This is a genomic window from Streptomyces sp. NPDC004838 (assembly GCF_053600955.1).
This window is the reverse complement of sequence record NZ_JBSGAW010000017.1, coordinates 88,713-101,965: the sequence shown is the minus strand read 5'-3', so window position 1 is coordinate 101,965 and position 13,253 is coordinate 88,713. Positions and strand designations below refer to the sequence as shown.

At 72.6% G+C, this 13,253-nt stretch carries 9 protein-coding genes and 3 pseudogenes; 3 read left to right on the top strand and 9 right to left on the bottom strand.

Going from position 1 to position 13,253, the window contains the following annotated elements; genetic code table 11:
* Positions 1-35: 35 nt before the first annotated feature.
* The 5 genes and pseudogenes from ACWEFL_RS20375 to ACWEFL_RS20355 form a co-directional block, all read right to left on the bottom strand.
* The gene (locus tag ACWEFL_RS20375) at positions 36-470 is read right to left on the bottom strand and encodes a cofilin family protein (protein ID WP_451714393.1); all 435 of its coding nucleotides are present in this window, start codon (positions 468-470) and stop codon (positions 36-38) included.
* Positions 471-1,090: 620 nt separating this feature from the next.
* Positions 1,091-1,264 (bottom strand): annotated as a pseudogene (locus ACWEFL_RS20370) (CBS domain-containing protein); the annotation flags it as partial.
* Positions 1,265-1,307: 43 nt separating this feature from the next.
* Positions 1,308-2,642, bottom strand: coding sequence for an NAD(P)/FAD-dependent oxidoreductase (locus tag ACWEFL_RS20365; RefSeq protein WP_451714391.1), 1,335 nt, complete (start codon positions 2,640-2,642; stop codon positions 1,308-1,310).
* A gap of 768 nt (positions 2,643-3,410) precedes the next feature.
* Positions 3,411-3,642: pseudogene (locus tag ACWEFL_RS20360) on the bottom strand (NAD-dependent epimerase); the annotation flags it as partial.
* Between the two features lie 59 nt (positions 3,643-3,701).
* Entirely contained in the window at positions 3,702-4,025 is a 324-nt protein-coding gene (locus ACWEFL_RS20355) for a hypothetical protein (RefSeq protein WP_451714388.1), read from the bottom strand.
* A gap of 282 nt (positions 4,026-4,307) precedes the next feature.
* On the opposite strand from ACWEFL_RS20355, the gene ACWEFL_RS20350 reads away from it, so the two are divergent.
* The 3 genes and pseudogenes from ACWEFL_RS20350 to ACWEFL_RS20340 all read left to right on the top strand — a co-directional run bounded on the left by ACWEFL_RS20350 (position 4,308) and on the right by ACWEFL_RS20340 (position 9,132).
* Entirely contained in the window at positions 4,308-8,570 is a 4,263-nt protein-coding gene (locus ACWEFL_RS20350) for an HAD-IC family P-type ATPase (protein ID WP_451714385.1), read from the top strand.
* Positions 8,571-8,679: 109 nt separating this feature from the next.
* Positions 8,680-8,904, top strand: a pseudogene (locus tag ACWEFL_RS20345) (cupin domain-containing protein); the annotation flags it as partial.
* The gene (locus tag ACWEFL_RS20340; protein WP_451714543.1) at positions 8,899-9,132 is read left to right on the top strand and encodes a VOC family protein; all 234 of its coding nucleotides are present in this window, start codon (positions 8,899-8,901) and stop codon (positions 9,130-9,132) included. The pseudogene ACWEFL_RS20345 and the gene ACWEFL_RS20340, both read left to right, overlap by 6 nt.
* 315 nt (positions 9,133-9,447) lie before the next feature.
* Here the strand turns inward: ACWEFL_RS20340 and pcaDC are convergent, their stop codons facing one another.
* From pcaDC to pcaH, 4 genes are read right to left on the bottom strand one after another with little or no spacing between them, the layout of a single operon-like run.
* Entirely contained in the window at positions 9,448-10,689 is a 1,242-nt protein-coding gene (gene pcaDC / locus ACWEFL_RS20335) for a bifunctional 3-oxoadipate enol-lactonase/4-carboxymuconolactone decarboxylase PcaDC (protein WP_451714382.1), read from the bottom strand.
* 3 nt (positions 10,690-10,692) lie between these two features.
* On the bottom strand, positions 10,693-11,931 hold the full coding sequence (locus tag ACWEFL_RS20330; protein ID WP_451714380.1) for a lyase family protein: 1,239 nt from the start codon (positions 11,929-11,931) through the stop codon (positions 10,693-10,695).
* Positions 11,931-12,485, bottom strand: a complete 555-nt coding sequence (gene pcaG / locus ACWEFL_RS20325) for a protocatechuate 3,4-dioxygenase subunit alpha (RefSeq protein ID WP_451714377.1) — start codon at positions 12,483-12,485, stop codon at positions 11,931-11,933. The genes ACWEFL_RS20330 and pcaG overlap by 1 nt, the downstream gene beginning before the upstream one ends.
* Positions 12,482-13,201, bottom strand: coding sequence for a protocatechuate 3,4-dioxygenase subunit beta (pcaH, locus tag ACWEFL_RS20320; protein WP_451714540.1), 720 nt, complete (start codon positions 13,199-13,201; stop codon positions 12,482-12,484). Before pcaH ends, pcaG begins: the two co-directional genes overlap by 4 nt.
* Positions 13,202-13,253: the final 52 nt, after the last annotated feature.

Genomic DNA, 13,253 nt, shown 5'->3' with positions numbered 1-13,253 from the left:
GTACCCCGGCAGAGAGACCTGCTCCTGCACCTGGGTCAGGCGCCCCCTGGTGTAGTCGCGGATCTCCTGGACCGCCCGACGCAGGCCCGGTTCACCAGGGCCGCGTACGTCAGGTCGGCTGTGGAGGCGGCGCGTACATGGACGTCGACGCCGTCGAACAGGTCGATCAGCGCCTGATGGCCGGCTTCGTCGGCCGCTGTCTCCGCGGCGGGGGACCAGGAGATGAGGAAGGCCGCGGTCCGTCGCGTGCCGTCGGGCAGGGCGAAGCAGATGTGGTAGGCGACGGTGCGGGGCTCGTCGGCGGGGAGGGCGGCGAGGAGTTCGGTGTGGGTGAGGTTGCCCTCGAACGCGCACACCACTGCCTGACGGGCCACGTCTACGCGGTAGATGACGGTGTTGACGGTCCGTTTGCTCTTGAGTTCCTGGAACGCGGTGAGGCAGCGGGGCTCCACCGTGATGTGGCCGGTCATGGCAAGCTCCAGGGAAAAGGGCCCGTACTGGCGGGCACGGGAACGGTAGAACGCCGCCGGGCTGATGGCCCCGGGAGCCGGACCACCAGCCCGGCCAAGGGGGCGGCAGGATGGTGTGAAGGCCCGGGCCTCCGCACACCCGGTACTGATCCTCCACGGCCTGTGTGCTCCGTTGCCGCGGGACACACCGCGACGACGATGCGGTCACTCGTGCGCACCCTCCGCCGGAGCCGGCCGCGCCGCTTGCGCATCTGCGCGGCGGCGGGGCGTACCGTGACGCCGTGGTCAACCAAACGGGCACCCGGCATCCCGCTCGGGAGCTGTCGCCGCAACAGCTTGTCGTCGGACGGGTTCGGGGGCTGCCGTTGACGACACCACACACCAACTCCCCATCCCCGATGCGGTGCCGACAGGCTGCGGGCCGGGGGAGAGGGCGTCGCCCGGTCACACTGTCTGCCTGCGGCACCTGCTCTGGTCAACCGCACACACCACCTCTCTGACACCTGACGTGTTCGCGGCTTCAGGGGCCGATCGCCGACCTGGGGCGACGAAGCACCGGCCCGGCTCACGGACCGACGCACCCTCGGCGGTGTGCTGTGGGTGCGTGACAAGCGGGAGGGTCAGTCCGTGGACAGGGCCGCGACGAGCCGGCCGACCTCGGGGTCGGGGAGGGCGCGGGCGACGTCGGCCTGGGCGACGATGCCGACGAGCCGGCGTCCGTCGATCACGGGCAGCCGACGGACCTTGTGGGAGACCAACGTCCGCAGGACCTCCTCCGCGTCGTCGTCCATCGCGCGGGTTGTCCGGTGTCCGTCGGTACCCGCGTCCTCCTCCGGCCTACGCCTCGTACGCGGCACCGCTGCCCGTTTCCCCGGTCGCGGGGGCGCGGGCGGTCTCGGGTGAGGCGGTGTCCAGCGGCACGGCGGCGGAGCGTACCATCCCCAACTGCACGGCCTGGCGCGGCAGCACCGCTCCCAGCAGCCAGTCCGCGGCGACCCGGACCCGGTTGCCCGGCATCGCGGCCAGGTGGTAGCCGCGGGTGACCGCTCCGGCGAGCGGTCCGCCGAGCGGTATCCCGAACGGGTCGGCCGCGGCCTGGATCCCGCCGAGGTCCACCGCGAACCCGAGGTCGTGATGGGTGTACGGGCGCGGGGTGCCGCCGCCGAGGGACGCCGCCGCGTTCAGCCCGGCGAGCTTTCCCTGCCGGGTGGCGTGCTGGGCGGTCATGGGGGTGTACTCGCCGGGACGGCCGGGGTCGGGGACGGCCGCCGCGTCCCCGCAGGCGAAGATCTCCGGGTGCCCGGGGACGTCCAGCGTCGGGTTCACGCACAGCCGACCGCGTTCCACCGGCAGCCCTAGGCCGGCGACGAGCGGATCGGGGCGGACCCCGACGCACCACACGAGGGTGCGCGTGGGCACGAACTCGCCGTCGTCGAGGAGGACACCGTCGCGGGTGGCCTCCTTGACCGAGGTGCGGGTGCGGATCTCCACGCCCCGCTTTCTCAGGACGCGGGTGGCGGTCGCGGACAGCCGCCCATCCAGCTCGGGCAGAATCCGCTCCGCGATGTCGACCAGCAGCCAGCGCGGCCGCGGACGGTCACCCCAGGCCCGCTGCCGCCGGGCGAGCGCCGCGGTGAACAGGGCTCCCTGCGCGGCGACCTCGGTCCCGGTGTATCCGGCGCCCACCACCACAAAGGTGCGCCGCGCGTCGACGGGCCCCTCGTAGGCGGACAGTTCGATCTGCCGGGTGAGGTGGTCCCGCAGATACAGCGCCTCCGGCAACCCTCGGAAGCCTCGCGCGTGCTCCGCGATCTCGGGCACCGGCAGCAGCTTGCTCACACTCCCGACCGCGAGGACGAGACGGTCGTACCGCAGGCTTCCGCTGCCGCCCTCCGGATCCGTGTAGTCGAGCGTTCGTCCGGGAAGGTCGACGTGCCGGGCCTCGCCGAGAACGAGCCGCACTCCGGCAAGAGTGGACGGCAGCGGCACCGCCACCCGGCGCGGTTCCAGCACACCGGTCGCCACCTGCGGCAGCAGCGGAAGATAGAGCAGGTGATCGGTGGGATTCAGCACCACCACCTCCGCCCGCCGGCCGACGGACCGGCGCAGCGACCGGGCCGCCTGGAAACCGGCGAAGCCCCCTCCCACCACGACAATGCGGGGCCTGCTCATGTTCACCTCCCCAAGACGTTGAACTCCGGCGGCACGCCCCAGGGCGCACCCCTCAAGGCGGTGGAAGACAACCGCGACTGTGCGGGCACGGGAGAGCAAGGGTGCGCCAGGTATCGCTCCGGGTGCCCGCAGGCACCCTGATGAAACCCGGCACCCCGGCACCCCGGCACCCCGGTACTCCGGCCCTCCGGCGCGCTTGCGCGCCGGAGCGTCTCCGATGTGCCCCGAGTTGGTTCGTGACGGCGGCCGGTAGGGGCGGGTGTGGCGTGGGCTCGTCACCCCGTGTCCCCTGTCGAGCCCGTGGTCTCTTCGCCTATGGCCTCCTCGGGTGGATCCTCCTCACGGTTTTCGTATAGGTCACAGGGCGGTTGACCGGCGCGGGCAGGATGTCCGGCATGGGGCACTGGGTGTACGTGTTCGCGGGTTGCCCCTACGGCTATCCGTGGACGCCGAGTCGTGTGCAGGCAGCTTGCGCGAGCGCTGCGGCACATCCCAAAGGGTTCAGCGAAGCATGCCTCGCCCGGGAGGCCGACCTGACCCGCGATCAAGTCAGGCGCGGTGCCCTGTGGCCGAACACTCAGGAGCAGCGCCGACTCGGCAGAGCATCCCGGATGAGGACGACGGCCCGCGTCCTCGGGGGTAGGGCGGCCTGCTACCTCACACGGCATCTGTGCCCCGGCCAGCGGATCACATGGGGCCGTGACTTCTCGTGGCCGTGACAGGGAGGTCCGGCAGCGCGGGCAGCGCGCTGGGGCGAGCGAGACTTCAGGGCATGAAACGGCCCGCGAAGATGCGCCGTTGCCGACTGGCCGCTTCCTTCTCGAAGTCCCGGCCGAATGCGCACGAGGCGGACTTCCGGACGGCGTTCCCCGAAAGCGTCGAGGCTCGTTCCAGGTACGCCTTCTCCCGGGTGTAAACCACCGTCGGCCACCCGTGGGTCGGCCATGACTCGTCGACCACCCGGTCCTTTCGGCCCCGGCGAGTAGGCGCCCAGCGCCGTGTAGCCATTCGGTGCTCGGCAATCCCCCCGGTGCCTTACCTCTCGTCCGTTGAGACGCCCTACCGCTGGGCGTCCGCGTCATGCTTCTCCTTCCGGCCGCTGCGCAGCAGCCAGGTGGCACCGCCGACGGCGACGGCGACCGGCCATTCCAGTGCCCCTGCCACGGTCAGGGCGCCGAGTCCTCCGTAGAACGCGAGGTCCTTGGCGGGTGGCTTCTCCGTCAGTCGTGACGTCGCCGTTCGGGCCGTGCTGGTCATCTCTTCCCTGGTGAGGTACGGAATCGGCACCGAAGGATGCAAGGTGCGCATGTGCACGTGCAGACCGGTGTCACCGTCCGCGTGAGCTTCCGCCTGAGCTTGCGTTTTCTTCGCTGTCTTGCTCATCCCGTCCTCCTTTCATCGGAGTCCGTGCGGTGTGCCTTTCCCATTATCGCGCGCCTGCGGTGGCGTGTGCGCAGGGAAAGCGTTGCCATGGAAGCGCGGGATTACGGCCTGACGTGCACGTGCAGTGGGTGCCGGATCACAGGAAGCAGGTGACGCGAGGTGGCACTGCCGGGGTGTGGACTGCTGCGGGCTGTGTCGTCGTCCGCGGCCGGTGCGCTTCAGGACAAGGGTCGGGGGCGCGTGAGGTTCTTCGGAAGGCGTGCGCACGTCGCGGTTCGCGGGTTGCGCCCAGGTGACCTGCCCGAGGAAGCGGCGGCGAAGGTCGCCGAAGACGTCGAGAGACGCCTCGCCGCCCTCCCCGCCGTGGAGTGGGCGGTGGTGAACACCGTGCTCGGTCATGCCATCGTGGGCACCGATGGTGCGTTCGAGGCCGACACGATGGCGGACGCTCTGGTCGAGGCGGTCGAGGTGGTGGAGGAAGCCCACGGCCTCGCGTATCCGCTGTCCGAGCACCCTGTGTCGGGTGGTACGGTTCGCCGGTCCGCCACGGCCATGGCCCTGCACGTGGCCGCCGCGCCCGTAGCCGCGCTGGTCGGTTTGACGCGCCACACCCTCATTCCTGCGAGCATCGCGGCGCTCGCGCCGTTGGTGGAGGCCCAGCCCCGGCTACGGTCTCTCGTGGAGCATGCGGTCGGGGCCGACAACGCCGGAATTCTCCTGGCCTCGATCACCGCCATGGGCCAGGCCGGTTCCGGCGGGCTCGCCGGGGTCGGCGTGGACACGCTTCGGCATGCCCTACGGGCGATGGAGGGTGACGCGGAGGCTGCCGCCTGGGCCGCGGCCGAGCCGCGCCTCACGGGCAGTGCCGCGGCAGGGGGCCATCGCGCGGTACCCGAGCCGCCTGCTCGTGAGGTGCCGCTCAAGCCGGGACCGATCGAGCGCTACGCGGATCAGGCGCTCGCCGTGGCGACGGCGTCGTTCGCCGGATCGCTGCTGGTCACCCGGCACCGCGGACGGGCCGTCGGCGCGGCGCTGGCGGCGATCCCGAAGGCGCCGCCCCTGGCGCGCGAGGGCTTCGCCTGCGTTTTCGGCAGGGGGCTGGCCCGTCGGGGAATCGTGGTGGCTGATCCCGGAGCGCTGCGCAGACTGGACCGGATCGGCGTCGTACTGCTCGACACGGACACGCTGGTCACCGGGTCCCACCTGCTGGCCGATCTCGTTGCCCTCGACGAGGACGCACCCACGGGTGAGTTCGCCGCGACGGCCCACCGCCTCTTCGACGGCTCCGCCCCGGAAACCGTGCAAGGGGACGGACCGTGGGAGCTGGGGCCGATCGAGTGTCTGGCTGTGCAGGACCGCGCCGGCGAGCGGGCCCAGGAGCGTGTGCGGCACGAGGACGCGCGCCTCGTACTGGGTCTGGCGCACCGCAAGCGCCTGCTCGCCGTCATCGGCGTAGTGCCCGAGATGCACGATGCCGTCGGCGCACTCGTCCCGGCCGCCCACGCGGCCGGGCTCAGAGTCGTGGCAGCGGGTAAGTACACCGGCGACACGTCGGTACGGGAGGCCGACGCTGTCAGTGAGGAAGGTGGCGACCGGCTCTTCGAATCCGTACGGGCCCTGCAGCGCGACGGTGAGGGCGTCCTGGTGTTCTCGCACGACCGGCGCGCCCTCCTGGCCGCCGACGTCGGCGTGGGCTTCGCAGACCCGCGGGGGAGGCCGCCCTGGGGCGCGGACCTGTACATGGACGGCGATCCCGCGTCAGCCGTGGTGATCGTGGAGGCGTGCGGCACCGCCCGCCAGACCGCCCGCCGAGGCGTGCGGCTCTCCCAGGCCGCGGCCGCGGTCGGCGCGACGGCGGTGCTGGCGGGCGCGGCGCGGCGCTCGGCCGACCGGGGCGTGACGGCGTTCACCGCGGCAGCCGCGCTGGGTATCGCGGTCGGGGTCTGGGCGGCCGTACGGCTCCTTCGACGCCCCCCTCCGGTGACCACGGCTTCGCGACACCCGTGGCATGCGATGGACCCGGCCACCGCGCTCTCCAGAACCGGCGGCAGCGACGACGGGCTGACGTCACAGGAGGCACGGTCGCGGGCCACGACCACCGGCGAGCAGGCGCCGACAACCTCGCTCGGCCGGGCCTACCTGGCCGAGATGGTCAATCCCATCACCCCCGTCCTCGGCGCCGGGGCGGCCATGTCGGCGTCCGTGGGTGCCCTCCTCGACGCGGTCGTCATTGTGGCGGTCACCGCCCTGTCCGGGCTCCTAGGCGGCTCTCAGCGCTACCGGACCGACCGCGCGATCGCCCAGCTGCGGCGGGAGTCGGCCGTCATGGCCCAGGTGGTGCGAGACGGGAAGGAGACCACCGCCCCGGCCGAGGAACTGGCCGTGGGCGACGTGGTGAACCTGAACCCGGGCGACGTGGTACCGGCTGACGGACGTCTGCTGGAGGCGCACCACCTGGAAGTCGACGAATCCGCGCTGACCGGCGAATCGCTGCCGGTGGCCAAGGACGTGGCTCCCGTTCTGGCCTCGGACCTCGGGGACCGTACGTCCATGGTCTACGAGGGCACCACCGTGGCGGCCGGCCGCGGCCGGGCGGTCGTTGTCGCGACCGGCACGGCCACAGAGGCGGGCCGCGCCGCGGAACGTGGGCGCGGCGCGGCACCCTCCGCCAGGGTTGAGCGTCGACTGGCCCGCATCACCTGGACCACCCTGCCCGTGGCCCTCGGTTCGGCCGTCGCCGTGATCGCGGTGGGCATGCTGCGAGGGCGCCCCATCAGGGACACCATCGGGGCGGGTGTGGGACTGGCCGTCGCCAGCGTGCCCGAAGGGCTGCCGTTCCTCGTCTCCGCCGCCCAACTCGCCTCCGCCAGAAGGTTGTCCGCCCACGCAGCCCTGCTCAGGCACCCCCGGACCATCGAGGCGGCCGGTCGTACGGACGTCCTGTGCATCGACAAGACGGGGACACTCACCCACGGACAGATCGCCCTCGTCGCCGTGGCCTCCGACGGCCACAGCCTCCCCATCGAACGTCTCGAGGACGAGCAGCGCGCCGTCCTCGCGGCCGCGCTGCGGGCGACACCACGCCCGCACAACGGAGGGCAGCTGGAGCACGCCACGGACGGAGCGGTCACCGAGGGCGCCGACGAGGCGAGAGTGCACCGGACGACGTCGGCGCAAGGCTGGCGGCGCACCTCCAGCCTGCCGTTCGAACCAAGCCGTGGCTTCCACGCGACGCTGGGCCGCTGCGGCGAGCGCCCGATCCTCTCGGTGAAGGGAGCACCGGAAGAAGTCGTTCAGCGCTGCGCCACCCGCGACGGCCGGCGTCTGGACAGCAAGGGCCGGAAGGCCATCCTCGACGCGGGCGAGAAACTGGCGGCTCAGGGACACCGGATCCTCGCGGTCGCCGAACGTCGGGACGCGCCCGGCGGCAAACTCACCGACGACACGGTGGACGGCCTCGGCTTCCTCGGCTTCCTCGCGTTCGCCGACCGGGTGCGCGGAACCGCCCGTCACGCGGTGCGCCGACTCGCGGACGCCGGGGTGCACATCGTGATGATCACCGGGGACCATCCGGGCACCGCCGAGTCGATGGCCGGTGAACTGGGCGTCCTGGACGGCAGACGGGTGGTGACAGGTGCCGAACTCGACGATCTGGACGACCGCGCCCTCGACAACCTCCTGCCCGACGTCGGTGTGGTCGCCCGTGGTACCCCGGTGCACAAGGTCCGTGTGGTTCAGGCGTTCCAACGCATCGGCCGCACCGTAGCGATGACCGGCGACGGCGCCAACGACGCGCCCGCCATCAGGCTCGCCGACATCGGGATCGCCTTCGGGAAGCGGGCCACGCCTGCCGCGCGAGCGGCGGCCGACCTGATCGTCACGGACGACCGGCTGGAGACGCTGCTCGACGCATTCGTGGAAGGACGCGCGATGTGGGCCTCCGTGCGACAGGCCCTGGCGATCCTGGTCGGCGGCAACCTCGGCGAGATCGCGTTCACTCTGCTCGGCACGGCCGCCACCGGGACCTCCCCCCTGACGGCCCGCCAGCTCCTGCTGGTCAACCTCTTCACCGACCTTGTCCCGGCCATGGCCGTCGCCCTGCGCCCGCCACAGCCCGAGGCCGCCGAACGCATGCTCCAAGAGGGACCCGAAGCCTCGCTGGGCACAGCACTGACTGAGGAGATGGTGTGCCGGGCCGCGGCCACCACACTCGGGGCCACAGCGGGCTGGCTCGCCGCGCGGCTCACCGGCCGCGCCACCCGTGCCCGCACCGTCGCCCTCGTCGCACTCGTTGGCACGCAACTCGGCCAGACGCTCCTGGTCGGGGGCCGTAGCCAGGCGGTCGTCCTCTCCTCCCTCGGCTCGATGGCCGCACTGGCGGCTGTCGTCCAGACCCCCGTCCTCAGCCAGTTCTTCGGCTGCACGCCCATCGGTCCCATCGCCTGGAGCATCGCCCTGTCCGCCGCGGCTGCGGCCACGGCGAGCGCACTCTTCCTCCCCCGGCTGGTCGAGCGCATTCGCCCAGCGATTCCCGGCATGGACTGAGCCCCAATGCGGTCTGCGATGGAGCGGCACCCCACCCACCGCGCCGACAACACACAGGACAGATGAACAGCTTCAGGTCGAGGATCGGGGATTCGGCCCGCGGCTCCACCGCGACGAGATCAGCGACGCCGAGCGGATCGTCCCCGAGCGCTCGCGCTCCGAGTGCCTGTGGGGCCATTCGGGCCTGCGCCCGCTGTCGGCCGTGCCCGCGACGCCGGGCAGCCCGCTGCTGTCGTACAAGTGGGAGTACAACAACGCGGCCCTGCGGGACCAGTTGCCGCTGGAGAAGGAGGGCTTCGGCGGCACCGTCGAGCCCGGCCACGCCGCGGTGCGCCGCCGCGGTCATGCTCGGGGCCGATCCGAAGCCGCCAGCTTCGGGAAGACACCGGGAGCGGGCGCGTATCTGACATTCGCGGCCGAGGATGTCGCCGCCACGGTGGACCAGTTGCGTCAACGGGGTGCTGATGTCTCCGATCCCACGGTCGAACCGTGGGGGACATATGCCACCGTTGAAGCACCCGACGGGCACAAACTGCAGTTCAACGAGTGCCCGGGACGCTGATCCCCCATCAGGCGGTGTTCGCCGTGCCGATGGCGGCGCGTAGGGGCCGGGCGTCGGCACGGCGGTGAGACGGGTCGCCCCTGTCGGCGGTCTAGCGTTCAACAGGCTCCGGGCGCGCGTGGCTTCGCGGCGTGCCCCACTTGGCGCACCGCCCGGCACGTGGTCATGACCGTGCAGGGGGCGTGCCTGCCGCGCGCTCCAGGCGGGGGAGCCGGCTCCGTCGGAGTACCGCGGCAGCGCCCTCGGGCGGCTTGGCCGCACAGGAAGCCGAAGCCGAGGCGCAGCGGGCGTACACGTAGGCCCGCTGGGTACGGCTCACTGGGCCTCCCTTCCGTCCAGCTCGTCGAGCGTGCGCTGGGCGATACGGAACGCGGTGTTCGCGTCCGGCACGCCGCAGTAGATCGCGGACTGCAGGAGGACCTCCTTGATCTCGTCGTCGGTGAGGCCGTTGGTGCGGGCCGCGCGCAGGTGCAGCGCGAGTTCCTCGTGGTGGCCTCGGGCGATCAGCGCCGTGAGCGTGATCATCGACCGGCTGCGGCGGTCCAGCCCCGGCCGGGTCCAGATGCCGCCCCAGGCGTAGTCGGTGATGAACTCCTGGAACTCGCGGGTCAGGTCGGTCACGGAGGCGGTGGCGCGGGCGACGTGCTCGTTGCCGAGGACGGCGCGACGCACGGCCATCCCGGCCGCGCGGTCGTTCACCGGACCGGGGGCGGCGAGGGCGCGGGCCCGGTCCTCGGCCGGCCCCCGCGCGGCACCGGCCGGCTCGTGCCCGGCGGCCTGGCGGATGATCCGGGCGGTGTCCGCGGGCGCCTCGGCCGGGGCCAGGTGGCCGACCCGGTCCAGGACGACCAGCCGACCGTCGGCGACGCCGTGCGCCAGCTCGGCGACGGCGGCGACCGGCGCGGCCACGTCGTAGGCGCCGGCGACAGCTACGACCGGTGCGCCGATCCGACGCAGGTCGGCCCGTACGTCGAAGGTGGCCAGCGCGCCGCACACCGCGGCGTACCCTGCCCGGTCGGCCTCCTGGAGTGAGCGGAGCAGGGCGCGGGCGACCTCGGGCCGCTCGTCGGTGAAGCCGGGCCGGAACCAGCGCGTGGCCGAGCCCTCGACCATGGCCGAGGTGCCGGAGGTACGGACCAGTTCGGCGCGCTCGCGCCACGCCCTCTCGTCGCCGAACCGTGCGGCGGTGCAGGCGAGGACCGCGGCGGTGATCCGGCCCGGGTGGTCGAGGAGCAGCCGCTGGCCGACGGCCCCGCCGACCGAGTCGCCTGCGTAGACGAAACTCCCGTCGGCCTCGCCGCGCTCGGCGAGCAGGGAGTCGACGTAGGACAGGACCCCCTCGGCCAGCTCGGCCATCGTGAAGTCGCCGGTGACCTCGGCCCGATTGCGGCCGTGGCCGGGCAGGTCCCAGGCGACGACATGGAAGTGGTCGTCGAGCAGCGCGGCGGCCTGGGACCACAGGGCCGTGGCCGAGGTGCCGAGCGAGGGGCCGCAGACGAGCAGAGGCAGTTCGGGGGTCCCGCCGAGCCGCACGCCGGTGATGGTCACAGTGGTCATCGGTCATCCTCCGGAACGCGCGCGTCCCACAATGTGGTCGATCAGGTCATCGGTGCTGCCGAGGTAGTCGGTCGGGTCGAGGCCGGGTTCCGGGGAGCCGTCGACGAGACCCGCCAGGCTGCGCTGCTCCGCGAGCAGCGCCGACCCGGTGGCCTGAACGAGCCGGGCCATACGGCCGGTGTCGACGTGCAGGTCGGCCAGCAGCTCGGTGATCTGGGCCGCCGCCGTCAGCGCGTGCCGGGCGAGTTGGACGAGCGGGGACCATTCGGCGTGCCAGGCGCCGTCGGGGCGCTCGTCGACGCCCATCGCGGCGGCGAGATGGAGCTGGGCGGCGAGACCGGGAGCGGTGACAGCGGCACGACGCACCAGTACCGACAGGATCGGGTTCGCCTTCTGCGGCATCGTCGAGGAGCCGCCCCGCCCCTCCCCGACGGGCTCAGCCAGCTCGGCGATCTCGGTGCGGGAGAGCACCAGCACGTCACCGGCGATCCGGCCCCAGGCGTCGGTTGCCCGGGTCAGCGCGTCGGCCACCCGGGTGAGGGGCGCGCGGACGGAGTGCCACGGCGGTGCCCACGGGAGGTCGAGCCGGGCGGCGGCCGCACGGGCCAGCGCGACCGCGTCACCACGCCCGCCGGTGAGCCGCAGCAGCTCGGCGGGGGCCGCGAGCGTGCCCGCGGCGCCGCCGAACTGCGCCGGCAGCCTGTCGCGGGTGTCCCGCAGGTCGTCGCGGGCGTCGAGCACACCCTGAAGCCACTGGGCCGCCTTGAGGCCGAAGGTGATCGGGACGGCGTGCTGGGTCAGCGTGCGGCCGGTCATCGGGTCGGCCCGGTGCCGCTCGACGAGTTCGACCAGGGACCCGACCTGCGCGTCCACCTGCCGGAGCACGGTGTCGACGGCGTCCCGCAGGCCCAGCACCAGGGCGGTGTCGAGCACGTCCTGGCTGGTCAGCCCGCGGTGCGCCCACCGGGCGGCCTCGGGATGCCTGTCCCCGAGACGTCGGCGGACCAGGGTCAGCAGCGGGATCACGGGATTGCCGCCGGCCTCGGAAGCCACGGCGAGCGCGGCCGGATCGATGTCGCCGACGCACCGGGTCAGGTCCACCGCGGCCTGCACAGGGGCGACCCCCGCCTCGACCAGAGCCGCCAGCCACGCGGTCTCGACCCGCAGCATGGCGCGGATCACCTCCCCGTCGCCGAGGTGTCCGTCCGCCCGGTGGTCACCCGGCCACAGCAGCTCCGCCATCAACGGTCACCGAAGTCGAGGAAGACGGTCTCGCCGGGCCCCTGGAGCCGGATGTCGAAGACGAAGCCGTGCTCGTCGGGCCGCGCGACGAGCGTGGCGCGCCTCTCGTCCGACAGCGTCGAGAGAAGCGGGTCGGCAGCCGCCGCTTCGCCGTCGAGCGGCAGGTAGGCCCGAGTGAACAGCCGGTCGAGCAGGCCACGGGCGAACACGGTGACCGCGAAGAACGGCGCCCGGCCGCCGGTCGCACCGGGGCGGAGCGTGCTGAAGGAGTAGTGGCCGGTGTCGTCGACCGGTGTGCGCCCGAAGCCGGTGAACGTCCATCCGTCGCGGGCCCGCGACCCCTCGGCCCGTGGCACGGTGCCCTTCTCGTCGGCCTGCCACAGCTCCACCAGGGCGTCGGGCACCGGCGCGCCGGTGCCGTCGTACACGGTGCCGTGGAAGCGGACCGCTCGCGGGTGACCGGCCGGGACCAGCTCCGCGCCGCCGTCGAACGGCAGCGCGTATCCGAAGAACGGGCCGACCGTCTGGCCCGGGGTGGGGGCTGGGGCGCTCATACGGAGTCCTCTTCCATCATGGTGCGACGGCTGCCGGTCAGCACGATGTCCCAGGTGTAGCCGGTGGCCCACTCGTGGCTCGTCACATCGTGGTCGTACGCCGCGACGAGCCGCGCGCGGGCGGCGGGGTCGACGACCGACTGGAGGATCGGGTCGAGCGCGAACAGCGGATCGCCGGGGAAGTACATCTGGGTGACCAGACGCTGGGTGAATTCGGTGCCGAAGAGCGAGAAGTGGATGTGCGCCGGGCGCCACGCGTTGTGGTGGTTCTTCCACGGGTAGGGGCCGGGCTTGATCGTGGTGAAGCGGTAGCGGCCGTCGCCGTCGGTGAGGGTGCGGCCGACGCCGGTGAAGTTCGGGTCGATCGGCGCCGGGTGCTGGTCGCGTTTGTGGATGTAGCGGCCGGCGGAGTTGGCCTGCCAGATCTCGACCAGCTGGTGGCGTACGGGTCGGCCTTCGCCGTCGAGTACCCGGCCGGTCACCACGATCCTCTCGCCCACGGGCTCACCGTCGGCCTGGACGGTCAGGTCCGACTCCAGGCGGGAGACGTCGCGATGGCCGAACACCGGGGCGAACAGCTCGATCGTCTCGGGGTCGGCGTGGTGGAGGTCCTTGGTGGGATGGCGCAGGAGGCTGCTGCGGTAGGGCGCGTAGTCCAGGCGGGTCCTGGTTTCGGCCGTCCCGACGGCTTCGTACTCCTCGCTGATCGCGGCCATCTCGGCATTGATGCCGGCCTGGCCGACCGACGCGGAGTCGGGGTCGGTCAGC